At 67.7% G+C, this 24,722-nt stretch carries 25 protein-coding genes; 18 read left to right on the forward strand and 7 right to left on the reverse strand.

Annotation, left to right across the window (positions count from 1 at the left end):
• Nucleotides 1-16 precede the first annotated feature (16 nt).
• The 3 genes from ahpF to ppsR form a co-directional block, all read right to left on the reverse strand.
• The gene (ahpF, locus tag AC3EGR_RS23340; protein WP_488548927.1) at nucleotides 17-1,558 is read right to left on the reverse strand and encodes an alkyl hydroperoxide reductase subunit F; all 1,542 of its coding nucleotides are present in this window, start codon (nucleotides 1,556-1,558) and stop codon (nucleotides 17-19) included.
• A gap of 112 nt (nucleotides 1,559-1,670) precedes the next feature.
• Nucleotides 1,671-2,234, reverse strand: a complete 564-nt coding sequence (gene ahpC, locus AC3EGR_RS23345; protein ID WP_488548928.1) for an alkyl hydroperoxide reductase subunit C — start codon at nucleotides 2,232-2,234, stop codon at nucleotides 1,671-1,673.
• A 148-nt stretch (nucleotides 2,235-2,382) separates the two neighbouring features.
• Nucleotides 2,383-3,204, reverse strand: coding sequence for a posphoenolpyruvate synthetase regulatory kinase/phosphorylase PpsR (ppsR, locus tag AC3EGR_RS23350; protein ID WP_488548929.1), 822 nt, complete (start codon nucleotides 3,202-3,204; stop codon nucleotides 2,383-2,385).
• A 183-nt stretch (nucleotides 3,205-3,387) separates the two neighbouring features.
• Between ppsR and ppsA the strand changes: the two genes are divergently transcribed.
• From ppsA to AC3EGR_RS23405, 11 genes are all read left to right on the forward strand, one after another.
• Nucleotides 3,388-5,781, forward strand: coding sequence for a phosphoenolpyruvate synthase (gene ppsA / locus AC3EGR_RS23355; RefSeq protein ID WP_488548930.1), 2,394 nt, complete (start codon nucleotides 3,388-3,390; stop codon nucleotides 5,779-5,781).
• 50 nt (nucleotides 5,782-5,831) lie between these two features.
• Nucleotides 5,832-6,092 carry a DUF4212 domain-containing protein gene (locus AC3EGR_RS23360; RefSeq protein WP_488548931.1) on the forward strand — a complete coding sequence of 87 codons (261 nt, stop codon included), beginning with the start codon at nucleotides 5,832-5,834 and terminating at the stop codon, nucleotides 6,090-6,092.
• Nucleotides 6,089-8,122, forward strand: coding sequence for a VC_2705 family sodium/solute symporter (locus AC3EGR_RS23365; protein WP_488548932.1), 2,034 nt, complete (start codon nucleotides 6,089-6,091; stop codon nucleotides 8,120-8,122). Before AC3EGR_RS23360 ends, AC3EGR_RS23365 begins: the two co-directional genes overlap by 4 nt.
• 101 nt (nucleotides 8,123-8,223) lie before the next feature.
• Nucleotides 8,224-9,927 (forward strand): MFS transporter, encoded by a 1,704-nt coding sequence (locus AC3EGR_RS23370; protein ID WP_488548933.1) that lies wholly within the window; start codon nucleotides 8,224-8,226, stop codon nucleotides 9,925-9,927.
• A gap of 76 nt (nucleotides 9,928-10,003) precedes the next feature.
• Nucleotides 10,004-10,441, forward strand: coding sequence for a hypothetical protein (locus tag AC3EGR_RS23375; RefSeq protein WP_488548934.1), 438 nt, complete (start codon nucleotides 10,004-10,006; stop codon nucleotides 10,439-10,441).
• A gap of 135 nt (nucleotides 10,442-10,576) precedes the next feature.
• A complete protein-coding gene (gene rpsF, locus AC3EGR_RS23380; RefSeq protein ID WP_488548935.1) occupies nucleotides 10,577-10,942 on the forward strand; it encodes a 30S ribosomal protein S6 in 366 nt (121 codons plus the stop codon).
• Nucleotides 10,943-10,961: 19 nt separating this feature from the next.
• Complete coding sequence (priB, locus tag AC3EGR_RS23385) at nucleotides 10,962-11,258, forward strand: primosomal replication protein N (protein ID WP_488548936.1); 297 nt, start codon at nucleotides 10,962-10,964, stop codon at nucleotides 11,256-11,258.
• 9 nt (nucleotides 11,259-11,267) lie between these two features.
• Nucleotides 11,268-11,549 (forward strand): 30S ribosomal protein S18, encoded by a 282-nt coding sequence (rpsR, locus tag AC3EGR_RS23390; RefSeq protein WP_332823801.1) that lies wholly within the window; start codon nucleotides 11,268-11,270, stop codon nucleotides 11,547-11,549.
• A 10-nt stretch (nucleotides 11,550-11,559) separates the two neighbouring features.
• Complete coding sequence (rplI, locus tag AC3EGR_RS23395; protein WP_488548937.1) at nucleotides 11,560-12,012, forward strand: 50S ribosomal protein L9; 453 nt, start codon at nucleotides 11,560-11,562, stop codon at nucleotides 12,010-12,012.
• 164 nt (nucleotides 12,013-12,176) lie between these two features.
• Nucleotides 12,177-13,583 carry a replicative DNA helicase gene (gene dnaB, locus AC3EGR_RS23400; RefSeq protein ID WP_488548938.1) on the forward strand — a complete coding sequence of 469 codons (1,407 nt, stop codon included), beginning with the start codon at nucleotides 12,177-12,179 and terminating at the stop codon, nucleotides 13,581-13,583.
• An 81-nt stretch (nucleotides 13,584-13,664) separates the two neighbouring features.
• On the forward strand, nucleotides 13,665-14,054 hold the full coding sequence (locus tag AC3EGR_RS23405) for a hypothetical protein (RefSeq protein WP_488548939.1): 390 nt from the start codon (nucleotides 13,665-13,667) through the stop codon (nucleotides 14,052-14,054).
• A 112-nt stretch (nucleotides 14,055-14,166) separates the two neighbouring features.
• Here AC3EGR_RS23405 and AC3EGR_RS23410 read toward each other — a convergent pair whose 3' ends face one another.
• The 3 genes from AC3EGR_RS23410 to AC3EGR_RS23420 form a co-directional block, all read right to left on the reverse strand.
• Entirely contained in the window at nucleotides 14,167-15,855 is a 1,689-nt protein-coding gene (locus AC3EGR_RS23410; RefSeq protein ID WP_488548940.1) for a PhoH family protein, read from the reverse strand.
• 244 nt (nucleotides 15,856-16,099) lie between these two features.
• Entirely contained in the window at nucleotides 16,100-16,576 is a 477-nt protein-coding gene (locus AC3EGR_RS23415; RefSeq protein ID WP_488548941.1) for a peroxiredoxin, read from the reverse strand.
• A 114-nt stretch (nucleotides 16,577-16,690) separates the two neighbouring features.
• The gene (locus AC3EGR_RS23420; protein WP_488548942.1) at nucleotides 16,691-17,065 is read right to left on the reverse strand and encodes an Mth938-like domain-containing protein; all 375 of its coding nucleotides are present in this window, start codon (nucleotides 17,063-17,065) and stop codon (nucleotides 16,691-16,693) included.
• Between the two features lie 103 nt (nucleotides 17,066-17,168).
• Between AC3EGR_RS23420 and AC3EGR_RS23425 the strand changes: the two genes are divergently transcribed.
• The 7 genes from AC3EGR_RS23425 to AC3EGR_RS23455 are packed head-to-tail and all read left to right on the forward strand — an operon-like array spanning nucleotide 17,169 to nucleotide 23,680.
• The gene (locus AC3EGR_RS23425; RefSeq protein ID WP_488548943.1) at nucleotides 17,169-18,395 is read left to right on the forward strand and encodes a pyridoxal phosphate-dependent aminotransferase; all 1,227 of its coding nucleotides are present in this window, start codon (nucleotides 17,169-17,171) and stop codon (nucleotides 18,393-18,395) included.
• Entirely contained in the window at nucleotides 18,392-19,714 is a 1,323-nt protein-coding gene (locus AC3EGR_RS23430; RefSeq protein WP_488548944.1) for a homoserine dehydrogenase, read from the forward strand. Before AC3EGR_RS23425 ends, AC3EGR_RS23430 begins: the two co-directional genes overlap by 4 nt.
• Complete coding sequence (thrC, locus tag AC3EGR_RS23435) at nucleotides 19,714-21,156, forward strand: threonine synthase (RefSeq protein WP_488548945.1); 1,443 nt, start codon at nucleotides 19,714-19,716, stop codon at nucleotides 21,154-21,156. The genes AC3EGR_RS23430 and thrC overlap by 1 nt, the downstream gene beginning before the upstream one ends.
• A 43-nt stretch (nucleotides 21,157-21,199) precedes the next feature.
• Complete coding sequence (mobB, locus tag AC3EGR_RS23440; RefSeq protein WP_488548946.1) at nucleotides 21,200-21,733, forward strand: molybdopterin-guanine dinucleotide biosynthesis protein B; 534 nt, start codon at nucleotides 21,200-21,202, stop codon at nucleotides 21,731-21,733.
• Nucleotides 21,730-22,959 (forward strand): molybdopterin molybdotransferase MoeA, encoded by a 1,230-nt coding sequence (locus AC3EGR_RS23445; RefSeq protein ID WP_488548947.1) that lies wholly within the window; start codon nucleotides 21,730-21,732, stop codon nucleotides 22,957-22,959. The genes mobB and AC3EGR_RS23445 overlap by 4 nt, the downstream gene beginning before the upstream one ends.
• Entirely contained in the window at nucleotides 22,956-23,207 is a 252-nt protein-coding gene (moaD, locus tag AC3EGR_RS23450; protein WP_488548948.1) for a molybdopterin converting factor subunit 1, read from the forward strand. The genes AC3EGR_RS23445 and moaD overlap by 4 nt, the downstream gene beginning before the upstream one ends.
• Nucleotides 23,204-23,680, forward strand: coding sequence for a molybdenum cofactor biosynthesis protein MoaE (locus tag AC3EGR_RS23455; RefSeq protein WP_488548970.1), 477 nt, complete (start codon nucleotides 23,204-23,206; stop codon nucleotides 23,678-23,680). Before moaD ends, AC3EGR_RS23455 begins: the two co-directional genes overlap by 4 nt.
• Before the next feature lie 35 nt (nucleotides 23,681-23,715).
• Here AC3EGR_RS23455 and AC3EGR_RS23460 read toward each other — a convergent pair whose 3' ends face one another.
• Nucleotides 23,716-24,702, reverse strand: a complete 987-nt coding sequence (locus AC3EGR_RS23460; protein ID WP_488548949.1) for a Bug family tripartite tricarboxylate transporter substrate binding protein — start codon at nucleotides 24,700-24,702, stop codon at nucleotides 23,716-23,718.
• Between the last annotated feature and the right edge of the window lie 20 nt (nucleotides 24,703-24,722).

The following is a 24,722-nucleotide window of genomic DNA, read 5'->3' on the forward strand; positions in this document are numbered from 1 at the left end:
CTTTTGCATCCAGCCCTCAGTTGCGGATCAGGTGGTCGAACGCCGACAGCGCCGCCTTCGCGCCGTCGCCGGCCGCGATCACGATCTGCTTGTAGGGCACGGTCGTGCAGTCGCCGGCGGCGAACACGCCCGGCACCGAGGTCTGGCCCCGGGCATCGACGATGATCTCGCCGTGCTTGGAGAGCTCCAACGCCCCCTTGAGCCACTCCGTGTTGGGCACGAGGCCGATCTGCACGAACACGCCTTCCAGGTCCACGCGCTTTTCTTCGCCGCTGGCCCGGTCCTTGTAAGTCAGGCCGTCCACCTTGTCGCTGCCGGTGATGGCGGTGGTCTGCGCGTTCAGGACCACGTCGACGTTGGGCAGCGAGCGCAGCTTGGCCTGCAGCACGGCGTCCGCCCGCAGTTGCGTGTCGAATTCGACCAGCGTCACGTGCTTCACGATGCCGGCGAGATCGATTGCCGCTTCGACGCCGGAGTTGCCGCCGCCGATGACCGCCACGCGCTTGCCCTTGTACAGCGGGCCGTCGCAGTGCGGGCAGTAGGCCACGCCCTTGTTCTTCAGCTCCTTTTCGCCGGGCACGTTGATGTTGCGCCAGCGCGCGCCGGTGCTCAGGACCACGGTCTTGGCCTTGAGCTTCGCGCCGCTTTCCAGTTCCACCTCGACCAGCTCGCCGCCCTTGAGCGCCCGGGCGCGCTGCAGGTTCATGATGTCCACGTCGTAGTGGCGCACGTGCTCTTCCAGCGCCATCGCGAACTTCGGGCCCTCGGTTTCCTTCACCGAGATGTAGTTCTCGATGCCCAGGGTGTCCAGCACCTGGCCGCCGAAGCGTTCGGAGGCGATGCCCGTGCGGATGCCCTTGCGCGCCGCGTACACGGCCGCCGCCGCGCCCGCGGGCCCGCCGCCGACGATCAGCACGTCGAACGGGTCCTTGGCGGAGATCTTCTGCGCCTCGCGTTCACCCGCCGCGCTGTCCACCTTGGCGACGATCTCCTCCAGGCTCATGCGGCCCGAGCCGAAGAAGGTGCCGTTGAGGAACACGGTGGGCACGCCCATGACCTGGCGCTCCTCGATCTCCTGCTGGAACAGGCCGCCTTCGACCATGGTCGCCTTGATGCGCGGGTTCTGCACGGCCATCAGGTTCAGGGCCTGAACGACGTCCGGGCAGTTGTGGCAGGTGAGGGAGACGTACACCTCGAAGTCGAGGTCGGCGTCCAGCGCGCGGATCTGTTCCAGCAGCGCCTGTTCCACCTTGGGCGGGTAGCCGCCGACCTGCAGCAGGGCGAGCACCAGCGAGGTGAACTCGTGCCCCATCGGCAGCCCGGCAAAGCGCGGGCCGTCCGTGTGCCTCGGCTTGTTGATCTGGAAGGACGGCGTGCGCTGCGGGCCACCGCGCGTCTCATTGACCGTGACCTTCGGCGATGCGTCCGCGATGTCCTTCAGCAGCGCCTGCATGTCGGCCGACGCGGGCGTGTCGTCGAGCGAGGCGACGATCTCCACCGGCTGCGTCATGCGCTCCAGGTAGGCGGCGAGCTGGGCTTTCATGTTGGCGTCGAGCATGGGACGTGTCCTTTCGAGTTCTGGTGTTCGGAAACGGCAAGGCCCGGGCGTGCCCGGGCCTTGGTGGGCTTGCGTCCGGCGCTCGCGGCGCCGGTGGATTGCCGTGGGGGGCTTAGATCTTGCCGACCAGGTCCAGCGACGGGGCGATGGTCTTGGCGCCTTCGTTCCACTTGGCCGGGCAGACTTCGCCCGGGTGCGAGGCGGTGTACTGGGCGGCCTTCAGCTTGCGCAGCGTTTCCTTGACGTCGCGGGCGATCTCGTTGGAGTGGATCTCGGCCGTCTTGATGATGCCGTCCGGGTTGACGATGAAGGTGCCGCGCAGCGCCAGGCCCTCTTCCGGGATGTGCACGCCGAACGCGTTCGTCAGGGTGTGGGTCGGGTCGCCCACCAGCGGGAACTTCGCCTTGCCGACGGCGGGAGACGTCTCGTGCCAGACCTTGTGCGAGAAGTGGGTGTCGGTCGTGATGATGTAGACCTCGGCGCCCAGTTTCTGGAACTCGGCGTAGTTGTCCGCCGCGTCCTCGACTTCCGTCGGGCAGTTGAACGTGAAGGCGGCCGGCATGAAGATCAGCACGGACCACTTGCCCTTCATGGAATCGTCGCTCACCGGCACGAACTTGCCGTTGTGGAAGGCTTCGGTCTTGAACGGCTGGATGGGGGTATTGATCAGGGACATTGTTTTCCTCTATAAACAGGCGACTTCCAATGAAGCGCGCCTATCAATGATAAGGGCTGCGGCGCCCCTTTCCCATTGAAAGGGGGCATCGGGGCCTTAGGTGTCGGCTATCGCCGCCTGTGTGCAGGCGCTGGGGTGAAGACGAGCCTCAGTACTCCAGGCGCTCGGGCCGGATTTCCTGCAGGATGGTCGTGGCGATCTCTTCGATCGACTTGGTGGTGGTCGACAGCCACCGGATGCCCTCGCGCCGCATCATCGCCTCGGCCTCGGCCACCTCGTGGCGGCAGTTCTCCAGCGAGGCATAGCGGGAGTTGGGCCGGCGCTCGTTGCGGATCTCGCTCAGGCGCTCCGGCTGGATCGTGAGGCCGAAGATCTTCTTGCGGAAGGGCACCAGTGCCGGGGGCATCTGGCGCCGGTCGAAATCCTCCGGGATCAGCGGATAGTTCGCCGCCTTCAGCCCGTGCTGCATGGCCAGGTACAGCGAGGTGGGCGTCTTGCCGCTGCGGCTGACGCCGATCAGGATCACGTCCGCCTGCTCCAGGTCCGCGTTCGACTGGCCGTCGTCGTGCACCAGGCTGAAGTTGATCGCCTCGATGCGGTCGTGGTATTCCTTGCTCTTGCTCACGTCCGAGAAGCGGCCCACGCGGTGGCTGGACTTCATGCCCAGTTCGATCTCCAGCGGCCGCACGAAGGTGCCGAACATGTCCAGCACCATCGCCTTGCAGCCTTCCTCGATCACCTGCAGCACCTCGACGTTCACCAGGGTGGTGAAGACCACCGGCCGCCGCCCCTCGACCTCTGCCGTGTGGTTCACCTGGCGCACGACCTGGTGCGCCTTGTCGACCGTCTCGATGAAAGGCAGCCGCACGTGGCGCGGCTTGAACTCGAACTGCGCCAGGATGGCGTTGCCGAAGGTCTCCGCGGTGATGCCGGTGCCGTCGGAGACGAAGAAGACGGTGCGGGTGTGCATGGCGGGGATCGTAAGCTGCCCCGGACCCGGGCGACCCGGGCGACGCCTACAATTCCACGATTATCCGAATTCCCAGCCGATGACCTGCCGCAGCCCATTCGAACAAGCACAAAGCCCCGCGGCAGGGCTCCATCGCGCCTTGCGCCCGCGCGCAGACCGATTACCAACTTCCGGAGTCTTCCCATGTCTGCCCGCTTCAGCGCGACCGCCCTGGTCGTTCCGTTTGAGAACCTGAGAATGTCCGACGTCGAGGCGGTCGGCGGCAAGAACGCCAGCCTCGGCGAAATGATCTCGCAGCTGCCCCACGGCGTGCGCGTGCCCACCGGCTTCGCGACCACGGCGCATGCCTTCCGCGAGTTCCTCAAGCACGGCGGCCTGGACGCGCGCATCCGCGAGCGCCTGGCCAGCCTGGACACCGAGGACGTGCGGGCGCTGGCGGTGGCCGGCACCGAGATCCGCGGCTGGCTGGAAGCGCAACCCTTCCCGCCGGAGCTCGAACGCGAGATTCGCGCCGAGTTCGCCAAGCTGTCCGCCGGCAATCCTGCCGCCAGCTTCGCCGTGCGCTCGTCCGCCACGGCCGAAGACCTGCCCGACGCTTCCTTCGCCGGCCAGCAGGAGACCTTCCTCAACGTGGTCGGCATCGAGGACGTGCTGCACAAGATGAAGGAGGTCTTCGCCTCCCTCTACAACGACCGCGCCATCAGCTACCGCGTCCACAAGGGCTTCGCTCACGAGCACGTGGCGCTGTCCGCGGGCGTGCAGCGCATGGTGCGGTCCGACCTGGGCGCCGCGGGCGTCATGTTCACCATCGACACCGAGTCCGGCTTCAAGGACGTGGTGTTCATCACGTCCAGCTACGGCCTGGGCGAGACCGTGGTGCAGGGCGCGGTGAACCCGGACGAGTTCTACGTCCACAAGCCGATGCTCAAGGCCGGCAAGAAGGCGTTGATCCGCCGCAACCTGGGTTCCAAGCTGATCCAGATGGTGTTCACGACCGACCCCGAAAAGGCGGCCGGCGGCAAGCTGGTGAAAACGGTCGACGTGCCGCTGGAGCAGCGCAACCGCTATTCGCTCACGGACGAGGACGTGCAGGACCTGGCCAGGTACGCCCTGATCATCGAGGAGCACTACCAGCGGCCCATGGACATCGAATGGGGCAAGGACGGCACCGACGGCCAGCTGTACATCCTGCAAGCGCGCCCGGAAACGGTGAAGAGCCAGGCTGAGGGCAAGAGCGAGCTGCGCTACAAGCTCAAGGGCAAGGGCGCCAAGCTGGCCGAAGGCCGGGCGATCGGCCAGAAGGTGGGCACCGGCCCGGTGCGCCTGGTGCACAGCACCGCGGAGATGGACCGCGTGCAGCCCGGCGACGTGCTGGTCACCGACATGACCGATCCCAACTGGGAGCCGGTGATGAAGCGCGCCAGTGCCATCGTCACCAACCGCGGCGGCCGCACCTGCCACGCCGCCATCATCGCGCGCGAGCTGGGCATCCCGGCGGTCGTGGGCTGCGGCAACGCCACCGAGCTGCTCAAGGACGGCACGCTGGTCACGGTCAGCTGCGCCGAGGGCGACACCGGCTTCATCTACGACGGCCTGCTGGAAACCGAGATCACCGAGGTCCAGCGCGGCGAGATGCCGCCGATCCAGACCAAGATCGCGATGAACGTCGGCAATCCGCAGCTGGCCTTCGACTTCGCCCAGCTGCCGAACCACGGCGTGGGGCTGGCCCGCCTGGAATTCATCATCAACAACAACATCGGCGTCCACCCCAAGGCCATCCTCGACTATCCGAACGTCGACGCGGACCTGAAGAAGGCGGTGGAGTCGGTGGCGCGCGGCCACGCCTCGCCGCGCGCGTTCTACGTGGACAAGGTCGCCGAAGGCGTCGCCACCATCGCCGCGGCCTTCTGGCCCAAGCCCGTGATCGTGCGCCTGTCGGACTTCAAGTCCAACGAGTACCGCAAGCTCATTGGCGGCAGCCGCTACGAGCCGGAGGAAGAGAACCCGATGCTGGGCTTCCGCGGCGCTGCGCGCTACATCAGCTCGGAGTTCAAGGCGGCCTTCGAGATGGAGTGCGAGGCGCTCGTGCGCGTGCGCAACGAGATGGGCCTGACCAACGTGCAGGTGATGGTGCCGTTCGTGCGCACGCTCTCGCAGGCCGAGCGCGTGACCAAGCTGCTGGCCGATCGCGGCCTCAAGCGCGGCGAGAACGCGCTGAAGGTGATCATGATGTGCGAGATCCCCAGCAACGCCATCCTGGCCGACGAGTTCCTGGCGTACTTCGACGGCTTCTCCATCGGCTCCAACGACCTGACGCAACTCACGCTGGGCCTGGACCGCGACTCCGGACTGGAACTGCTGGCGGCGGACTTCGACGAACGCGACCCGGCCGTCAAGGCCTTGCTCTCGCGCGCCATCCAGGCCTGCGTGAAGCAGGGCAAGTACGTGGGCATCTGCGGGCAGGGCCCCAGCGACCACCCGGACTTCGCGCAATGGCTGGTGGAGCAGGGCATCACCTCCATCTCGCTGAACCCGGACAGCGTGATCTCCACCTGGCAGAAGCTCGCAGGCTCCTAGGCGAAAGCGCTAAGGGCAGGGCGGCCATGGCGGTGCGATGATGCCGCGCCATGGCTGAACTGCCGCCCACCGATCCGCCGCCGCCGCGCGTGCTGGCCCTCAAGCTGGGCCTGCTGGCGCTGTGGGCGGCGGTCAGCTTCGGCTCGGTCTACTTCGCGCGCGAGCTGGATTTCGTCGTCCTGGGCTGGCCCTTCGGCTACTGGTTCGCCGCCCAGGGCGCGCTGCTGGCCTTCATCGCCATCGTCGTCGTGTACGCCTGGGCGATGAAGCGCCTGCAGCCCGAGGACGGCAGGGAAGGCGCGGACCGGTGAACGCCTACGAGCGGCGGCTGCGCCGCATCCTCTTCACCTTCATCCTGTCCTTCCTCGCTTTCCTGGGCCTGCTCGCCTGGGCCGAGCACCAGGGCCTTTCGCGCTTCTGGCTGGGGCCGATCTTCATCTTCTCCACCGTGATGATGTACGCGGTGATCGGCATCCGGCTGCGCACCACGGACGCCGAGGAGTACTATGTGGCCGGCCGGCGGATCCCGCCGCTGTACAACGGCATGGCCGCCGCCGCCGACTGGATGAGTGCCGCCTCCTTCATCAGCATGGCCGGCGGCCTCTACCTGCAAGGGTACGGCGGCAGTCCGGGACAGGCCGGCGGGCTGGCCTACGTGCTGGGATGGACCGGCGGCTTCTGCCTGGTGGCGCTGCTGATCGCACCGCACCTGCGCAAGCTCAATCTGTACACGGTTCCGGACTACTTCCAACTGCGCTACGGCGGCCGCGGCCCGCGCGTGGTCGCGGCGCTGTCCGCGGTGCTGTGCTCCTTCATCTACGTGGTGGCGCAGATCTACGGCATCGGCCTGATCGCCTCCCGCCTCACCGGCGTGCAGTTCGAGATCGGCATCCTGCTGGGACTTGGCGGCGTGCTGCTGTGCTCCTTCCTCGGGGGCATGCGGGCGATCACCTGGACGCAGGTGGTGCAGTACGTGGTCATGCTGCTGGCCTTCCTGATCCCGGTGTCCTGGCTCGCCTACAAGCAGCTCGGGCAGCCCGCCGCGCCGCTGGTGTACGGGGCGCAGTTGCAGAAGATCTCCGCGCTGGAGGAACGCTTCGCCAACGACCCGGCGGAGCAGCAGGTGGCCGCCGTCTTCCTGCGGCGTGCCCGCGCCTACGAGGCCAAGCTGCGCGACGTGGATGCGGCCCTGGCGCAGGAGCGTGCCGCAGCGCAGGACCGCATCCGCGGGCTCAAGCAGCAGGGGGCCGACTCGGCGCAGGTCTATGCCGCCAACCGCGCGCTGGCCGCGCTGCCGCGCGACGCCGCGGGCGCGCGCGAGCAGTGGACACGCGCCATGCACGAAAGCTACGAGCGGGCCCGGCCGCTGGGCGGCATCCCGCGCCACAGCCAGCCCTTCGCCGGCGACCCGGACGGCTCGGAGCAGGAACGCGAAGCCTTCGACCTGTCGCGGCGCAATTTCCTGGCCCTCATGTTCTGCCTCATGGTGGGCACCGCGGGCCTGCCGCACCTGCTCACGCGCTACTACACGACCCCCAGCGTGGCGGCGGCGCGCGCCTCGGTGGCCTGGTCGCTGTTCTTCATCGCGCTGGTGTACGTCAGCGCGCCGGCGCTGGCGGCGCTGGTGAAGTTCGAGGTGATGAACAACCTGGTGGGCAGCAGCTTCGACGCGCTGCCGCCCTGGATCGCGCAGTGGGCGAGGGTGGACCCATCGCTGCTCTCGGTGGCGGACGTCAACGGCGACCGCATCCTGCAGTGGGGCGAGATCCGCCTGGGCGCCGACATCATCATGCTGGCCACGCCGGAACTCGGCGGCCTGCCTTACGTCATCTCCGGGCTGGTCGCGGCGGGCGGCCTGGCGGCGGCGCTGTCCACGGCGGACGGCCTGCTGCTCACCATCAGCAACGCGCTGGTGCGCGACATCTTCTGCCACGACGTGAAGCCGCAGCTGCCGGCGGAGCAGCGCGTGATCCTGTCCAAGTTCGCGCTGATGGCCGTCGCCCTCGTCGCCGCGGTGGTCGCCACGCTCAAGCCGGCGGACATCCTGCCGCTGGTGTCCGCGTCCTTCTCGCTCGCCGCTTCCGCGTTCGTGCCCGCGATGCTGCTGGGGATCCTCTGGCGCGGCGCCAACCGCACCGGGGCGACCGCCGGCATGCTCGCGGGCCTGGGCCTGACCGTCGGCTACATGGTGCTCAACGCGCCGAACGTGCGTGCCTTCTGGGGCCTGCCGCCGGGCCAGCAGCTGTGGTTCGGGATCCAGCCCCTGTCGGCGGCGGTCTTCGGCGTGCCGCTGGGCTTCGCCGTGACCTGGGCGGTCAGCTTGGCGACCCGGCGGAACTAGCCCTCCCTCCTAGGGAATGCCCTAGGGGCGGCAGCGCAACCGTGTCAGCCTCGCGTCAGAGCCTCTTCCAACACTGGGCGCTCCCCAACCAAGGAGACACCATGGCAACTGCTTCCGCCGGTACGCCCGTCGGGTCGCGCTCCGCCGCTGGGCCGATGACGCGCGAGGAAAAGAAGGTCATCTTCGCTTCCTCGCTCGGCACGGTCTTCGAGTGGTACGACTTCTACCTGTACGGCTCCCTCGCTGCCATCATCGGTGCGCAGTTCTTCTCGGGGCTCGACCCCACCTCGGCCTACATCTTCGCGTTGCTCGCCTTCGCCGCCGGCTTCCTCGTGCGGCCCTTCGGCGCGATCGTGTTCGGGCGCCTGGGCGACATGATCGGGCGCAAGTACACCTTCCTGGTCACCATCCTGATCATGGGCGCGTCGACCTTCATCGTCGGCCTGCTTCCGGGCTACAAGTCCATCGGCATCGCCGCGCCGGTCATCCTGATCGCGCTGCGGCTGCTGCAGGGCCTGGCGCTCGGCGGCGAGTACGGCGGTGCCGCGACCTATGTCGCGGAGCACGCACCGCACGGCAAGCGCGGTGCCTACACCTCCTGGATCCAGACCACCGCGACGCTGGGCCTGTTCATGTCGCTGCTGGTGATCCTCGGCGTGCGTGAGTCGATGGACCCGAAGGCCTGGGCCGAGTGGGGCTGGCGCATCCCCTTCCTGGTGTCCATCCTCCTGCTGGCCATCTCGGTGTGGATCCGGTTGACGCTCGCCGAATCGCCCGCCTTCCAGAAGATGAAGGCCGAAGGCAAGACCTCCAAGGCGCCGCTGAAGGAATCCTTCGGCGAGTGGCGCAACCTGAAGATCGTGATCCTGGCACTGCTGGGCCTGACCGCCGGCCAGGCCGTGGTCTGGTACACCGGCCAGTTCCAGGCGCTGTTCTTCCTGACCACGATGGCCAAGGTCGATCCCACGACGGCCAACCTGCTGATCGCCGGCTCCCTGCTGATCGGCACGCCCTTCTTCGTGGTGTTCGGTGCGCTGTCGGACAAGATCGGCCGCAAGCCCATCATCATGGCCGGCTGCCTGATCGCCGCGCTGACCTACTTCACGGTGTTCCCGATGCTGCTCAAGGCCGCCAACCCCGGCCTGGCCGCCGCCCAGGCCGCCAACAAGGTCACCGTCACGGCCGATCCCGCCACCTGCTCCTTCCAGGGCAGCCCGATCGCCCGCGAGATCGACTTCCGCTCGTCCTGCGACGTGGCCAAGCGCGCGCTGGCGCAGGCCTACATCCCGTACGAGAACAAGGCCGCGCCGGCCGGCACGCCCGCGACGGTGACCCTGGGCGACAAGAGCTTCACCGCGCCCCAGCTCACGCTGAACGCGGAACGCCACGGCTTCGCGCCGGACTCGGCCAAGGCGCTGGCCGACTTCAAGAAGCAGGTCGGTGACACCGCCAAGGCCGCGGGGCTGACCCAGCCGGCCGACAAGGACAAGATGAACAAGGGCATGGTGCTGGCCATCCTGGTGTTCCTCGTGATCCTGGTGACCATGGTCTACGGCCCGATCGCCGCGATGCTGGTGGAGCTGTTCCCCACGCGCATCCGCTACACCTCCATGAGCCTGCCGTACCACATCGGCAATGGCTGGTTCGGCGGCCTGCTGCCGACCACCTGGTTCGCGATGGTGGCCGCGACCGGCGACATCTACTACGGCCTGTGGTACCCGGTCGTCGTGGCGACCGCCACCTTCGTGATCGGCATGCTGTTCATCCGGGAAACCAAGGACGTGGATATCTACGCCCGCGATTAAGCTGGCTCCCACGCACCGAAGGCCCGCCCCGTGCGGGCCTTCTTTTTTCGTCCCACGCAGATGCAGGAGTTGCGCGGTGAACCTGGCCAAGACCGATGCGGGCTTGCGCATGCTCAAGGAGCGCGGCAGCGGCCTGTCGCCGCGCCAGCGCGCGGCCCTGATCCTCTTCGACGGCCACCGCTCCCTGGAGCAGGTGCTGGCCGCCACGGCCGCCGGCGGCGTGACCCGCGCCGACATCGAGCACCTGATGCAACTCGGGCTGGTGCAGGACGCGCCGCCCGTGCAGCCTTTCAGCGACTCCGGCCCCGGCGGCCTGGACCGCGACCGCTACCTGCAGGCCTATGCGATCGCCACCGCCCTGACGGCCGAACTCGGGGGCAAGTGGGGCAACCTGGACCTGGCAGTGGAAGGCGCGGAAAACCTGGAGCAGCTCCAGGAGCTCGCGCCGCGCATCCGCGCCGCGGTCGGCCCGCTGAAGTTCGCCAGGCTCGAAGCCGCCCTCCAGCCCCGCTGAGCCTGCTGCCGGGCAGGCTTTCCACCCCCGGGCTATAATCTTGGGCTCACCTTGCCGCACCCCGTCATGACGCCGGAGGCGGCTGTTCCAAGCGCCGCGCGACCGCGCGGCGCGCCACATCCTCAAGGAGTACCAATGCGTCACTATGAGATCGTCTTGCTGATCCACCCGGATCAAAGCGAGCAGGTTCCGGCCATGCTGGAGCGCTACAAGAACATGATCACCACCGGCAACGGCAAGGTGCACCGTGTCGAAGACTGGGGCCGCCGCCAGCTGGCCTACCAGATCAACAAGCTCGCCAAGGCGCACTTCCTGTGCATCAACATCGAGGCCGACCAGGCCGTGATGAGCGAGCTGGAGCACGCCTTCCGCTTCAACGATGCCGTTCTGCGCCACCTGACGGTGGTCAAGAAGAAGGCCGACACCGGCCCGTCCTCCATGATGAAGACCGTGGAGCGCGAAGAAGCCCGCAAGGCGCAACAGGCCGAGTTCCAGTCGTAATCGGCGGCTCCCGCCGGGTGTGAACCAGACGATCCTGAGCGCGCGTATCGCGGAGGCCCAAGCCCTGCGCTACACGCCGGCCGGACTCCCGGCCCTCGACCTGCGGCTCGAACACGAGTCGGAAGTCCGCGAAGCGGACGCCACGCGGCAGGTGAGGGTGGAAGTCAAGGCGGTGGCCTTCGGGACGGATGCGGAAACGCTCGCGCGGCAGGCGATCGGCAGCGCATTCCGGTTCACCGGATTCCTGGCCGCTCCCCGCCACGGCAAGCACCCGGTCCTGCATATCCAGTCATTTCAGCAAGATCCAGATTCATAGGGGTTCCACATGCCCGCCTTCAAGAAGTTCAACAAGGACAAGCGTCCGAAGCGCAACACCCAGTCGCTGCTGTTCAAGCGCAAGCGCTTCTGCCGCTTCACCGTCGCCGGCGTCGAAGAGATCGACTACAAGGACGTCGACACCCTGCGCGATTTCATCTCGGAAAACGGCAAGATCATCCCGGCGCGCCTGACCGGCACCCGCGCGATCTACCAGCGCCAGCTGAACACGGCGATCAAGCGTGCTCGCTTCCTGGCCATGATCCCGTACTCCGACCAGCACCGCATCTGAGGAAGTAGCCATGCAAGTCATCCTGCTCGAGAAGGTCATCAACCTGGGCAACCTGGGCGAGATCGTGAAGGTGAAAGACGGCTACGCCCGCAACTTCCTGATCCCGCAAGGCCACGCCCGCCGCGCCACCGAAGCGAACAAGGCCGAATTCGAAGCCAAGCGCGCCGAACTGGAAAAGCAGGCCGCCGCCAAGCTGTCCGAGGCGCAGGCCCAGGGCGAGAAGCTCGGCGGCCAGACCGTCAAGCTGACCCAGAAGGCCGGCGTCGACGGCCGCCTGTTCGGTTCCGTCACGAATGCCGACATCGCCGAGGAACTCACCAAGATGAGTTTCCCGGTGGCGAAGGCCCAGGTGCGCATGCCCAACGGCCCGATCAAGACGGTCGGCGACAGCCAGGTCTCCGTGGCCCTGCACACGGACGTGGTCGTCGAAATCACCGTGACCGTGTACGGCGAGACGGCTTAAAGGCTCCTGGCCGCAAAGGAAAGCCGCCCTCGGGCGGCTTTTTTCATGGGGCCGCGTATGCACAGGCTCCGCCCGGTTGTCCACAGAAGCTCCCCAGTGTTATCACTGGACATGCTTACAGGGGTCGCGGGACAATCCATGCTTGAGGAAGAGAGAGTGAACCCATGTCCGCAGTCCTGAGCCCCGTCGACGACGATTTCCCCCGCGACCGGCAGGTGGCGCAGCTGCGCATCCCCCCGCACTCCATCGAGGCGGAGTCCAGCGTGCTCGGCGGCCTGTTGCTGGACAACGGCGCCTGGGACCGGGTGGGCGACCTGCTGGTGGATGCCGACTTCTACCGCTACGAGCACAAGCTGATCTACGGCGCGATCGGCGCCCTGGTCAACAATTCGCGGCCGGCGGACGTCATCACCGTGTTCGAGGCGCTGCAGTCGCAAGGCAAGGCCGAGGAAATCGGCGGGCTGCCGTACCTGAACTCCCTGGCGCAGTACGTGCCCAGCGCCGCCAACATCCGCCGCTATGCGGAGATCGTGCGCGAGCGCTCCATCCTGCGCAAGCTGATCTCCGCCAGCGACGAGATCGCCACTGCCTCGTTCAACACCCAGGGCAAGGCCGTCGAGAAGATCCTGGACGAGGCCGAGCAGAAGATCTTCAACATCGGCGAGGAAGGCTCCCGCTCCAAGCAGGGCTTCCACTCCATGGACACCCTGGTGGTGGAACTGCTGGACCGCGTCCAGGAGATGGCCGACAACCCGAACGACATCACGGGCGTGCCCACCGGCTTCTACGACTTCGACCGCATGACCTCGGGCATGCAGGCCGGCGACCTGATCATCCTGGCGGCACGGCCGAGTATGGGCAAGACCTCCCTGGCCATCAACATCGCCGAACACGTGGCGCTGAACGAAGGCCTGCCCGTGGCCGTGTTCTCCATGGAAATGGGCGCGAACCAGCTGGCCGTGCGTATCGTGGGTTCCATCGGCCGCATCGACCAGACGCACCTGCGCACGGGCAAGCTCACCGACGACGAGTGGCCGCGCCTGACCGAGGCGATCGAGAAGCTGCGCAACATCCAGCTGCACATCGACGAGACGCCGGGCCTCACGGTCAGCGAGCTGCGCGCCAACGCCCGCCGGCTGGCGCGGCAGTGCGGCGGCAAGCTCGGCCTGATCGTGATCGACTACCTCCAGCTCATGAGCGTCTCCGGCGGCATGGCCGACGAGAACCGTGCCACCGCGGTCGGCGAGATCTCACGCGGCCTGAAGATGCTGGCCAAGGAGCTGGGCTGTCCGGTGATCGCCCTGTCGCAGCTGTCGCGCGGCGTCGAGGCGCGTACCGACAAGCGCCCCATGATGTCGGACCTGCGCGAATCGGGCGCCATCGAGCAGGACGCGGACGTGATCATGTTCATCTACCGCGACGACTACTACAACAAGGACTCCAAGGAGCCCGGCGTCTCGGAAGTGATCATCAGCAAGCAGCGCAACGGCCCCACCGGCACGGTGAAGCTGGCCTTCCTCAAGCAGCTGACCAAGTTCGAGAACCTCGCCTCGGGCAACGCCGACTTTTAAGGAAGCGGTTTCCCGCCGATTTCCTACGTGGCGCGACCGCGCCGCGGGCGATCCTCTCGGAGAAGAACCCTGGAGACCACGATGGCCACGGAAGAGATCGACCTGCTGCCCACGCTGGCGGAAGCCGGCGCCCCGCCGATGCGGCTGGAGCCCCTGCCACCGGAGATCGACGAGGAGGCCTCCCCCATCGAGAAGATCAAGGCGGCCGACCAGGCGCGTCCCGGTTTCCCGGGGGAGCACTGGGTGGTGCTGGGACTGGGCGTCGCGGTCTGGCAGTTCACCCGCAAGGACAGGCGCTGGTACGTCCGCGCCCTGGGCGGTTTGCTGGCCACCACGCTGGTCGCGCGCGCCGCCAGCGGCCGCGAGGGGATGTCGAAGGTCCTGCGCTACACGCCGCTGGGCCGTGGGATCGCCGCCTGCCCACCGTGCACGCAGGAGCGGCTGGACGCACAGCGCGCGGCGCGGCGCTGAACCCACCGCCGCCGGGCTTGCGCAAACAGAAAAGGGGCGCCTGGCGCCCCTTTCGCTGTCACGCACCGGCTCGCCGCCTGCGCGGTCAGGAGCCCCGCGTCCCGCGGCCGGCCTACAGCACTTCGCTTGCGAAATCCGCCAGCCGCGAGCGTTCGCCGCGGGCCAGCGTGATGTGGCCGCTGTGCGGCCAGCCCTTGAACTTGTCCACCGCGAAGGTCAGGCCCGAGGAGCCTTCCGTGAGGTAAGGGGTGTCGATCTGCGCCAGGTTGCCCATGCAGATGATCTTGGAGCCCGGGCCCGCGCGCGTGATCAGCGTCTTCATCTGCTTGGGCGTGAGGTTCTGTGCCTCGTCGATGATCACGTACTTGTTCAGGAAGGTCCGCCCGCGCATGAAGTTCATGCTCTTGATCTTGATCTTGGAGCGGATCAGCTCGTTGGTGGCGGCGCGGCCCCATTCGCCGGCGGCACCCTCGGTCTTGCCCAGCACCTCGAGGTTGTCGTCCAGCGCGCCCATCCAGGGGCCCATCTTCTCCTCCTCGGTGCCGGGGAGGAAGCCGATGTCCTCGCCCACGCTCACCGTGGCGCGGGTCATGATGATCTCGGTGTAGCGGCGCTCGTCCAGCACCTGCGTCAGGCCGGCAGCCAGGGCCATCAGCGTCTTGCCGGTGCCGGCGGTGCCGGTCAGCGTGACGAAGTCCACTTCCGGGTCCATCAGCAGGTTCATCGCGAAGTTCTGTTCGCGGTTGCGGGTGGTCACGCCCCAGACGGCGTTCTTCAGGTGGCCGAAGTCCTTGAGCGTCTTGAGCACCGCCGTCTTGCCGCGGATCTCGATCACGCGCGCGTACAGGCTGGGTTCGCCGGGCGCCTCGAAGTACACGAACTGGTTGATGTACAGGCTGGGCACCACCGGCCCGCTGATCCGGTAGAAGGTGTGCTGGCCCGACTGCCAGCTCTCCACCGTCTTGCCGTGCTTGGACCAGAAGTCCGCGGGCAGGGCGAGCGAACCCGAGTACATCAGGTCCAGGTCGTCCAGGGTCTTGTCGTTGCGGTAGTCCTCGGTATTCAGTCCCAGCGCGCGCGCCTTGACGCGCATGTTGATGTCCTTGGACACCAGCACCACCTGCCGCGGGGCGTGCTTCTCCTGCAGGGCCTGCACCACGCTCAGGATCTGGTTGTCCGCCTTGCCGGGCGGCAGGCCCATGGGCAGGCCCGTGGGCGACAGCGGCATGGTCTGGAAGAACAGGCAGCCGCCGGACTCCTTGTGGCCGGTGCTGTCCAGGCGCAGGCCGGCCTTGATGTCGGCGCCCTGGGCGCTGGCCAGCTGGTCCATCGAGCGGCTGGCCTGGCGGGCGTTGCGGGCGACCTCGGTGGTGCCCTTCTTGTGGCCGTCCAGCTCTTCCAGCACGACCATGGGCAGGAAGATGTCGTGCTCGTCGAACCGGAAGAGGCTCATCGGGTCGTGCATCAGGACGTTGGTGTCGAGCACGAAGACCTTGGCCGGGCCGGTGGACTTCTTCTTCTTGGGCTGCGGCACCGGGACGGTGACGTCCTTCTTCTTGCGCGCCGGCTGCGGCTCTTCCAGGTAGGTGTCGATGTCGGTGTCGTACGCGCCCGCGGGAACGTCCCCACCGCCCGCGCGGGGGTCGAAATCATCCTGGGCCTGCGGGTGCTCGGCGAGCACGCCATCGGCCGACGGCGCCTCCGATTTTCGCGCGGCCTTGTGCGTGGACCGGGCCGGGGCGTCGAAGGCTTCCGGCGGGAGCATGGCAGCGCGCTTGGTCGGGGCGGGAGGCAGGGGCATGGGTGGTACGGCTTCCGGATGAGGTAGGCGAGAAACAAAAAAGCCGCCAGGCGGGCCAGGCGGCTTCTTCGGGGCTGACGGTGATGACGCTTCGCGTCGGGATCAACGGCATGGGCCCATTATGCATAGCCCCCGCGACGGGACAATGTCGGACGCCACGCTGTTGTGCTGGCGCATCAAAGCTCGGCAGTGGTGCAGGAGGCACCTATGGCGGCCTGTGCTCTGAGTGCGCGAGACGGGGGCGTCAGGCGGCCTTCTTCAGCAGTTTCACGGCCTTGAGGACGTCGTCCACATGGCCGGGCACCTTCAGGCCCCGCCATTCCTGCTTCAGGATGCCGTCGGCGCCGACCAGGAAGGTGCTGCGCTCGATGCCCTTGACCTTCTTGCCGTACATGATCTTGTTCTTCACCACGCCGAACATGTGGCACATCTTCTCTTCGGTGTCGGCGATCAGCTCGAACGGCAGTTCCAGCTTGGTCTTGAACTCGTCGTGCGACTTCATGTTGTCGCGCGAGACCCCCAGGACGATGGCGCCGGCCTTGACGAAGTCCTTGTACTTGTCGCGGAACTGCATCGCCTCGGTGGTGCAGCCCGGCGTGTTGTCCTTCGGATAGAAGTACAGGACCAGGATCTGCCCCACGTGGGAGGTGTTGGTGACCTTGAGGCCGCCGGTGGCGTTCGCTTCGAATTCTGGAAGGGGTTTGTTGACAACGATCGCCATAGTTCCTGGTGCTGTGTGGTTCTGTGTGACAGTCTGCGCGGTGGCGGCGGGCTTCGCGCAGGCCCTGCCGCAACCAAGATTTTACTGCCAAACGCCTCTTCGGCGCCTCGTCCCTCAGGACGGTTGATCGAGCAGGAGGGCCACTGCGACCTCCCGCCCTTCCTGCGCCAGGATGTTGTAGGTCCGGCAGGCCGCCGCCGTGTCCATGGTTTCGATCCCGATGCGGGCCCGCGCCAGCGGGGCCAGCCAGGCCGGCTGGGGGAAGCGCAGGCGGGCGCCGCTGCCGAAGATCACCACTTCGACCTTCAGCGCCGCCAGCTGCGCGAAATGCTCGGGACCGAGCTCCTCGTAGCTTCCCGCCCAGGGCAGGCGTTCGCCGCGCGAGCCGAGCACCACGTTGTGCGTGATCTTTTCGGGGCCCACGCCCACCCAGCCGGGGCCGTAGCCGCTGATGGTCTGGGCGTCGGATTGATCGGGCTGGAGCTTCAAGGGAGGGACGGGTTGGGGGTGGGCGGCCCCTGCAGGAAGAGCCGCTTTCAATCTATGGTCAAATTATAGGTTTCACCTCGTGTCACCGCCTTGCGGAGGGCCATTGAAACCCGTCCAGAAATCCACCAAGCTCGCCAACGTGCTGTACGACATCCGCGGTCCCATCATGGACGCGGCCCGGCAGATGGAGGAAGAAGGGCACAAGATCATCAAGCTGAACATCGGCAACCTGGCCCCGTTCGGCTTCGACGCGCCCGAGGAAATCCAGCAGGACATGATCCGCAACTTGCCGAATTCGGCGGGCTACTCGGACAGCAAGGGCATCTTCGCCGCGCGCAAGGCGGTGATGCACTACACCCAGCAACAGGGCATCAAGGGCGTGACCCTGGACGACGTCTGGCTGGGCAACGGCGCCAGCGAGCTGATCGCCATCGCCACCAACGCGCTGCTCAACGAAGGCGACGAGCTGCTCATCCCCACCCCGGACTACCCGCTGTGGACCGCCTGCACGGCGCTCGCCGGCGGCACGCCGGTGCACTACACCTGCGACGAGGGCAACGGCTGGATGCCGGACCCGGCCGACATCCGCCGCAAGATCACCCCGTCCACCAAGGGCATCGTGGTGATCAACCCGAACAACCCGACGGGCGCGCTGTACTCCGACGAGCTGCTGCGGGAGATCGTCGCCATCGCGCGCGAGCACGGCCTGGTGATCTTCGCCGACGAGGTGTACGACAAGGTCCTCTACGACGACGTCAAGCACACGGCGATCGCCAGCCTGTCCGAGGACGTGCTGACGCTCACCTTCAACTCCCTGTCCAAGAGCTACCGCTCCTGCGGCTACCGCGCCGGCTGGCTGGTGGTCTCGGGCGACAAGCGCGCCGCGGCCGACTACATCGAGGGCCTCACGATGCTCTCGAACATGCGCCTGTGCGCCAACGTGCCGGGCCAGTGGGCCATCCAGACGGCGCTGGGCGGCTTCCAGAGCATCGGCTCGCTGGTGGGAGCCGGCGGGCGCCTGCGGCGCCAGCGCGACCTGGCCTACGAGCTGATCACCGCCATCCCCGGCGTCACCTGCAACAAGCCGCAGGCGGCGCTGTACATGTTCCCGCGCCTGGATCCCAAGATCTACCCGATCGCCGACGACCGCCAGTTCTTCCTGGAACTCCTGCAGGCGACGCGCGTGATGCTGGTGCAGGGCTCCGGCTTCAACTACCCGGACCACCAGCACTTCCGCATCGTGTTCCTGCCGCACGAGGACGACCTGCGCGAGGCCGTCGGCCGCATCGCGCGCTTCCTCGAGCAATACCGTAGACGGCACTCGAAATGAAACCGATCCAAGTCGGCCTCCTGGGCATAGGCACCGTGGGCAGCGGCGTCTTCAACGTGCTCAAGCGCAACCAGGCCGAGATCAAGCGCCGCGCGGGCCGCGGCATCGAGATCACGATGGTCGCGGACCTGGACACCGGCCGGGCGGAAGCCGTCGTCGGCAAGAACGCCAGGGTGGTCACGGATGCGCGCGAAATCATCGCCAACCCCGAGATCGACATCGTCATCGAGCTCATCGGCGGCTACGGCATCGCCCGCCAGCTGGTGATGGAAGCCATCGCCCAGGGCAAGCACGTCATCACCGCCAACAAGGCGCTGCTGGCGGTGCACGGCACCGAGATCTTCGCCGCGGCGCATGCCAAGGGCGTGATCGTCGCCTTCGAGGCCGCCGTGGCCGGCGGCATCCCCATCATCAAGTCGCTGCGCGAAGGCCTGACGGCCAACCGCATCGAGTGGATCGCCGGCATCATCAACGGCACCACCAACTTCATCCTGTCCGAGATGCGGGACAAGGGCCTGGACTTCGAGGTGGTGCTCAAGGAAGCGCAGCGCCTGGGTTACGCCGAGGCCGACCCCACCTTCGACATCGAAGGCGTCGATGCCGCCCACAAGGCGACCATCATGAGCGCCATCGCCTTCGGGGTGCCGGTGCAGTTCGACAAGGCCTACGTCGAGGGCATCACCAAGCTGTCCTCGCAGGACATCGAGTACGCCGAGCAGCTGGGCTACCGCATCAAGCTGCTGGGCATCACCAAGCGCACGGGCAAGGGCATCGAGCTGCGCGTGCACCCGACGCTGGTGCCTTGCAAGCGCCTGATCGCCAACGTCGAGGGCGCGATGAATGCCGTGGTCGTGCAAGGCGATGCCGTCGGCACCACGCTCTACTACGGCAAGGGTGCGGGCTCCGAGCCGACGGCCAGCGCCGTGATCGCGGACCTCGTCGACGTGACGCGCCTGCACACCGTGGACGCCGCGCACCGCGTGCCGCACCTGGCGTTCCAGCCGGATGCGATGAGCGAGGAACCGATCCTGCCCATGAGCGAGGTCGTCACCAGCTACTACCTGCGCCTGCGCGTCGCCGACCAGGCCGGCGTGCTGGCCAAGGTGGCGAGCCTGCTGGCCAACGCCGGCGTCAGCATCGACGCGATGCTGCAGCGTGAAGCGTCGGCCCTGGGCGGCAAGGGCGCGACGCAGACCGACCTGATCCTGCTGACGCACACGGTGCGCGAAGGCACCATGAACGAGGTGCTGGCCCAGATGCAGGGCCTGGCCACCGTGCTGGCGCCCATCGTGCGCATCCGCAAGGAAGAACTGGCCTGATGCTGTACCTGTCCACGCGCGGCCATCCGGACCGCAAGCATTTCTGCGAGATCCTGCTGGAAGGACTGGCCCCGGACGGCGGCCTCTACCTGCCCGAGCGCTATCCGCAGGTCGACGCCGCCACGCTGGCGAAATGGCGCGCGCTGCCATACCACGAGCTCGCGTTCGAGATCCTCTCGCTCTACATCGACGACATCCCGGCGCCGGACCTGCGCGCGATCACGCGCAAGACCTACACGCAGGACGTCTTCGGCACGCGGGAAATCGTGCCGCTCAAGCAGCTGGAGGAGGGCGTGTTCCTCGAGGCGCTGTCCAACGGCCCCACGCTGGCCTTCAAGGACATGGCCATGCAGCTGCTCGGCAACCTGTTCGAGTACGAGCTGGACCGCCGCGGCGAGGAACTGAACATCCTGGGCGCCACCTCGGGCGACACCGGCAGCGCCGCCGAATACGCCATGCGCGGCAAGAAGGGCGTGCGCGTGTTCATGACCTCGCCGCAAGGCCGCATGAGCCCCTTCCAGCAGGCGCAGATGTTCAGCCTGCAGGACCCCAACATCCACAACCTGGCGATCGAAGGCGTGTTCGACGACTGCCAGGACATCGTGAAGGACGTGTCCAACGACCTGGCCTTCAAGCGCCAATACCGCATCGGCACCGTCAATTCGATCAACTGGGCGCGGCTGGTCGCGCAGGTCGTCTACTACTTCGCCGGGTATTTCCAGGCGACGCGCAGCCCCCACCCCAACGCTTCCCCAAACGCGCAGGGCGAGCTTCCCAGGGTGAGCTTCGCCGTGCCGTCGGGCAACTTCGGCAACATCTGCGCCGGCCACGTGGCGCGCATGATGGGGCTGCCGATCGACAAGCTGGTGCTGGCGACCAACGAGAACGACGTGCTCGACGAGTTCTTCCGCACGGGCGTCTATCGCGTGCGGGGCAGCAAGGACACCTACGAGACCTCCAGTCCCTCGATGGACATCTCCAAGGCCAGCAACTTCGAGCGCTTCGTGTTCGACCTGCTGGGACGCGACGGCGCCAGGGTGCGCTACCTGTTCGGCGAGGAACTGCCGGCCAAGGGCCGCTTCGACCTGTCCGGCGACATCGCGCGGGCGCGCTCGCAGTACGGCTTCGCCTCGGGCAAGAGCACGCATGCCGACCGGGTCGCGACCATCCGCGACACCTTCCAGCGCTTCGGCACCATGATCGACACGCATACCGCCGACGGCCTGAAGGTCGCACGCGAGCAGCTGCAGCCCGGCATCCCGATGATCGTGCTGGAGACCGCCCTGCCGATCAAGTTCGCCGCCACGATCGTGGAGGCGCTGGGCCGGGAGCCCGATCGTCCGCCCCGGTTCGCCGGCATCGAGGACCTGCCCAAGCGCGTGACGCTGCTGCCGGCGGACGCGGCGAAGGTCAAGCAGTTCATCGCTGCCCACTGCGCATGAACACCTACCGGTTCCCTGCTTCGTCGCCGCGCGGAGAGCCGGCATGAAGGCCGTCGGCTTCGCCGGCTATTCCGGCGCCGGCAAGACCCACCTGGTCGAGCAGCTGATCCCGGCGCTCCGGCTGCGCGGCCTGCGCGTGTCGGTGGTCAAGCACGCGCACCACAAGTTCGACATCGACCATCCCGGCAAGGACACCTACCGCCATCGCGAGGCGGGCGCGTTCGAAGTGGTGGTCGCCTCCGACCGCCGGCTGGCGCTGATGCGCGAATTCGAGCAGCCGGCCGACCTCAGCGTCCACCAGCTGATCGCCGAGCTGTACGAAGGCGTGGACTGGGTGCTGGTGGAAGGCTTCAAGCAGAGCAACCTGCTCAAGATCGAGGTCTGGCGCCCCGAAGCCGGCAAGCCGGCCCGGTATCCGGACGACGACTTCGTGGTGGCGATCGCGACCACCGCGCCGGACGCGCTGCCCGAGCCCACCCTGCGGCCGGTGCTGGATCTGAACGACCCCGACGCCGTCGCGCAGTGGCTGGTCGAGAATGGGGACCGGTTCGACTACGACGCGGAGAAGTACGCGTGAACGACAAGCGTCCGCCGCTGCGCCCGCTGGACAACGCCCTGGAGGCGCTCCTTGCGCATGCGCGCACGCTGGCGCCAACCGAGAGCGTTGCCACCTTCGACGCCGACGGCCGCGTGCTGGCCGAGGACCTCGTGTCGCCCTTGCAGGTCCCGCCCCAGGACAACAGTTCCATGGACGGCTATGCCGTGCGCCGCAGCGAGATCCCCGACGAGGGCGTCGCCTTCCCGGTGAGCCAGCGCATCCCCGCCGGGGCCGCGGCGCAGCCGCTGCAGCCCGGCACCATCGCCCGCATCTTCACCGGTGCGCCCATTCCGGCCGGCGCCGATGCGGTCGTGATGCAGGAGGACACGCAGGTGCTGGAAGACGGCCGCGTGCGCATCGACCGGGTGCCTTCCGCAGCGCAGTGGATCCGCCGCAGCGGCGAGGACATCACGCGGGGCAGCACCATCCTTGCGCGGGGCGAGCGCATCGGGCCTGCGGGGCAAGGGCTGGCCGCCAGCATAGGCCGCGACCGCCTGCTGGTGGCGCGCCGTCCGCGCGTGGCGCTGTTCTCCACCGGCGACGAGCTGGTGATGCCGGGCAAGGTGGCGCCGCAAGCCATGAAGCCGGGCGCCATCTACAACTCCAACCGCTTCTTCCTGCGCAGCCTGCTGTTGCGCCTGGGCTGCGAGGTGCAGGACCTGGGCATCGTGCCGGACCGGCGCGAGGCCACCATCGAAGCCCTGCGCGCCGCCTCGGCCCGCAGCGACCTGATCCTCACCAGCGGCGGCGTGTCGGTGGGCGAGGAAGACCACATCAAGCCCGCCGTGCAGCAGCTCGGTGCGCTGGACCTGTGGCAGATCGCCATGAAGCCGGGCAAGCCCTTCGCGTACGGCCACGTGGGCGATGCGCACTTCATCGGCCTGCCCGGCAACCCGGTCTCCAGCTTCGTGACCTTCCTGCTGCTGGTGCGGCCCTTCCTGCTCAAGCTGCAAGGCGCGACGCAGGTGCTGCCGGCGGCGATCGCGTTGCCCGCGCACTTCGACTGGCCCCGGCCGGACAAGCGCCGCGAGTTCCTGCGCGCGCGCCGCACGCCCCAGGGGGCCCTGGAGCTGTTCCCCAACCAGAGTTCCGGCGTGCTGACGTCCACGGTGTGGGCCGACGGCCTGGTCGACGTGCCCGCGGGGACCACGATCGCGCGCGGCGACTCCGTGCGTTTCCTGCCGCTGGCGGAGTTGCTGGCATGAAAGTCAGGGTGCGCTACTTCGCCTCGATCCGCGAGGCCGTGGGGCAGGGCAGCGAGGAGCTGCAGGCCCGCGGCGAGACGCTGGGCGCCGTGCGCGAGGAACTCATCGCGCGCGGCGAACCCTATGCGAGCGCGCTGGCGCGCGGCCGCGCCGTCCGCATGGCCCTCGACCAGGTCATGAGCGACGAATCCGCCGCACTGCGCGACGGCGCGGAAGTGGCCTTCTTCCCGCCGGTCACCGGAGGCTGACCGTGGCCCGCGTGTCGATCCAGCAGGAGGACTTCGACGTTTCCGCCGAGATCGCGGCCTTGCGCGCCGGCGACGGCGGCGTCGGTGCGGTGTGCAGCTTCATCGGCACGGTGCGCGACCGCAGCGAAGGCAGCAGCGTCTCCGCGATGGAGCTGGAGCACTACCCCGGCATGACCGAGGCGGCGATCGAGCAGATGATCGACGAGGCGCTGCGCCGCTTCGACATCCGCGCCGCGCGGGTGGTCCACCGGGTGGGGCCGCTGAAGGTCCACGACCAGATCGTCCTGGTGGTCGTCACCTCGGCCCACCGCGGCGAGAGCTTCCGCGCCTGCGAGTTCCTGATGGACTACCTCAAGACGCAGGCGCCGTTCTGGAAGAAGGAAACGACGCCGCAAGGCGAGCGCTGGGTGGATGCGCGCGTGGCGGACGACGCGGCGCTGCAGCGCTGGGGCATCGCGAGCAGCAACCGCTAGCGGTCATTCCCGCGCAGGCGGGAACACGGGCAATGTCACTTCGGGGTGAAGCCGCTCGCCTTGATGATCTTGTCCCAGGTCGCCGTGTAGCTGGTGACCCGCCGGGCGAACCCCGCCTGCGGCTGGTAGGCCACGGTCAGCCCCATGGCCGTCAGGTGCTCGCGCACGTCCGGCATGGCGATGACTTTCGCCAGCGCCTCGTTGAAGCGCTCGATCACGGCCGGCGGCGTACCCGCCGGCGCGAACAGGCCGTAGTAAGGCAGCTCCTCGAGGCCGCTGATCCCCAGTTCCGCGAAGGTCGGCACGTCCGGCAGGATCGCCTGGCGCTTGTCGCCGATGACCGCCACGATGCGCAGCTTGCCGGCCTTGTGGTTCTCGATGAAGTCGGGAATGGAAGCGATGCCCGAGCGGATCTGGTTGCCCAGCATGTCCGCCATCATGGGCGCGCTGCCGCGGTAGGGCGCGGCCTGCAGGTCCAGCTTGTACTTGCTGCCGACCATGCCCACGAGGAACTCGGGGATGGAGGCGGGCGCGGGCACGCCCACCGTGTCCTTGCCGCCGCCGGACTGCACGAAGCGCACGTATTCGGGGAGCGATTTCGCCGGCGTGCCGCCGGACACGGCCAGCGCGTTGGCGAAGGTCGCGAAGCCCGCGACCGGGATGAAGTCCACGGCCGGATCGAAACCCGCGTTCTTCGTCACCAGCGGCAGGATGGAGATCGAGTGGTCGTGGCTCAGGAAGAAGGTGTGGCCGTCGGGCGCCGCCGCCTTCAGCGCCTGCGCGGCGATCTGGCCGCCCGCGCCCGCGCGGTTGTCCACCACGACCGGCACGCCCAGCTGGTCCTTCAGCTTCTCGGCCAGCGTGCGTGCGATGGCGTCGGTGCCCCCGCCCGGCGGAAAGCCCACCAGGATGCGCACGGGGGCGCCGGATTGCGCTTGCGCCAGGCCGGTGGCCAGGGTGAACAGGCCGGCCAGCAGCAGGCGGCGCAGCGGACGGGAAGGAAAGGCTTGGTGGTCGGGCATCCGGCGAGGATACCCAGCGC

The sequence above is a fragment of the Ramlibacter sp. G4-7 genome (genome assembly GCF_057784995.1).

What these genes read in the sequence shown, in the direction of transcription:
- ahpF (WP_488548927.1), bottom strand. Translation starts at nt 1,558, where the DNA reads ATGCTCGACGCCAACATGAAAGCCCAGCTCGCCGCCTACCTGGAGCGC.
- ahpC (WP_488548928.1), bottom strand. Translation starts at nt 2,234, where the DNA reads ATGTCCCTGATCAATACCCCCATCCAGCCGTTCAAGACCGAAGCCTTC.
- ppsR (WP_488548929.1), bottom strand. Translation starts at nt 3,204, where the DNA reads ATGCACACCCGCACCGTCTTCTTCGTCTCCGACGGCACCGGCATCACC.
- ppsA (WP_488548930.1), top strand. Translation starts at nt 3,388, where the DNA reads ATGTCTGCCCGCTTCAGCGCGACCGCCCTGGTCGTTCCGTTTGAGAAC.
- AC3EGR_RS23360 (WP_488548931.1), top strand. Translation starts at nt 5,832, where the DNA reads ATGGCTGAACTGCCGCCCACCGATCCGCCGCCGCCGCGCGTGCTGGCC.
- AC3EGR_RS23370 (WP_488548933.1), top strand. Translation starts at nt 8,224, where the DNA reads ATGGCAACTGCTTCCGCCGGTACGCCCGTCGGGTCGCGCTCCGCCGCT.
- rpsF (WP_488548935.1), top strand. Translation starts at nt 10,577, where the DNA reads ATGCGTCACTATGAGATCGTCTTGCTGATCCACCCGGATCAAAGCGAG.
- rpsR (WP_332823801.1), top strand. Translation starts at nt 11,268, where the DNA reads ATGCCCGCCTTCAAGAAGTTCAACAAGGACAAGCGTCCGAAGCGCAAC.
- rplI (WP_488548937.1), top strand. Translation starts at nt 11,560, where the DNA reads ATGCAAGTCATCCTGCTCGAGAAGGTCATCAACCTGGGCAACCTGGGC.
- dnaB (WP_488548938.1), top strand. Translation starts at nt 12,177, where the DNA reads ATGTCCGCAGTCCTGAGCCCCGTCGACGACGATTTCCCCCGCGACCGG.
- AC3EGR_RS23405 (WP_488548939.1), top strand. Translation starts at nt 13,665, where the DNA reads ATGGCCACGGAAGAGATCGACCTGCTGCCCACGCTGGCGGAAGCCGGC.
- AC3EGR_RS23410 (WP_488548940.1), bottom strand. Translation starts at nt 15,855, where the DNA reads ATGCCCCTGCCTCCCGCCCCGACCAAGCGCGCTGCCATGCTCCCGCCG.
- AC3EGR_RS23415 (WP_488548941.1), bottom strand. Translation starts at nt 16,576, where the DNA reads ATGGCGATCGTTGTCAACAAACCCCTTCCAGAATTCGAAGCGAACGCC.
- AC3EGR_RS23430 (WP_488548944.1), top strand. Translation starts at nt 18,392, where the DNA reads ATGAAACCGATCCAAGTCGGCCTCCTGGGCATAGGCACCGTGGGCAGC.
- thrC (WP_488548945.1), top strand. Translation starts at nt 19,714, where the DNA reads ATGCTGTACCTGTCCACGCGCGGCCATCCGGACCGCAAGCATTTCTGC.
- mobB (WP_488548946.1), top strand. Translation starts at nt 21,200, where the DNA reads ATGAAGGCCGTCGGCTTCGCCGGCTATTCCGGCGCCGGCAAGACCCAC.
- moaD (WP_488548948.1), top strand. Translation starts at nt 22,956, where the DNA reads ATGAAAGTCAGGGTGCGCTACTTCGCCTCGATCCGCGAGGCCGTGGGG.
- AC3EGR_RS23460 (WP_488548949.1), bottom strand. Translation starts at nt 24,702, where the DNA reads ATGCCCGACCACCAAGCCTTTCCTTCCCGTCCGCTGCGCCGCCTGCTG.